Source organism: Paenibacillus sp. F411, from assembly GCF_017582705.1.
Taxonomy (GTDB): Bacteria; Bacillota; Bacilli; order Paenibacillales; family Paenibacillaceae; genus Paenibacillus_AQ; species Paenibacillus_AQ algicola.
Map to the genome: position 1 here is coordinate 1 of NZ_JAGFIP010000049.1, position 835 is coordinate 835.

Annotated in this window: 2 tRNA genes and 2 rRNA genes; all 4 read right to left on the bottom strand. The window is 51.0% G+C overall.

Annotation, left to right across the window (positions count from 1 at the left end):
- Nucleotides 1-296: 296 nt before the first annotated feature.
- A tRNA-Ala gene (locus JJQ72_RS20215) sits at nt 297-372 on the bottom strand.
- A 21-nt stretch (nt 373-393) separates the two neighbouring features.
- Nucleotides 394-470: transfer RNA gene (locus JJQ72_RS20220), tRNA-Ile, on the bottom strand.
- Between the two features lie 9 nt (nt 471-479).
- Nucleotides 480-596, bottom strand: a 5S ribosomal RNA gene (gene rrf, locus JJQ72_RS20225).
- Nucleotides 597-729: 133 nt separating this feature from the next.
- Nucleotides 730-835, bottom strand: a 16S ribosomal RNA gene (locus JJQ72_RS20230); the annotation flags it as partial.

The window sequence follows — 835 nt, forward strand, 5'->3', positions numbered from 1 at the left end:
CTGGTTTGCGGTAATGTGCTCTCTTGTTCGCCTGTTTCTTGATTTGAATAAACCAAGGTGGAAACAGGCTCACAAAGGATCTCATTCCCTCAAACCTTCGCTGCTACTCTCTTATACTTCTTGGTCAATACATTGACACAAGTCGTTTGAGAAGGATCTTTCTAAAACGCAAATTCGTTTCGTTATCTAGTTTTCAAGGATCAAGGTCACTGTCTTGCGACAGGACTATTATCGTATCCTACCAGCGTCATCAGGTCAACCTGCATATTCTGGTAAAACCGATCATAGTAATCTTATGGTGGAGCCAAGCGGGATCGAACCGCTGACCTCCTGCTTGCAAGGCAGGCGCTCTCCCAGCTGAGCTATGGCCCCAAAGGGATATCAAATTGTAAATGGTGGGCCCTAGTGGACTCGAACCACCGACCTCACCCTTATCAGGGGTGCGCTCTAACCAGCTGAGCTAAGGGCCCATATGATGCGCTTGGCAACGTCCTACTCTCCCGGGACCCTGCGGTCCAAGTACCATCGGCGCTGGAAGGCTTAACGGTCGTGTTCGGGATGGGTACGCGTGGAACCCTTCCGCCATCATTACCAAACGCATATAGGTGAGAGTTGAACTCTCAAAACTGACCAACGAGTGAGTTGGTTCTTCACCAGTGGTGAAGAGATTGGCTTTCCTTGCGGTCCGCCTCTTTGAATGCTTCCGTTGCAGGAAGCGATTCTCCATAGAAAGGAGGTGATCCAGCCGCACCTTCCGATACGGCTACCTTGTTACGACTTCACCCCAATCATCTACCCCACCTTCGGCGGCTGGCTCCCTTGCGGGTTACCCCAC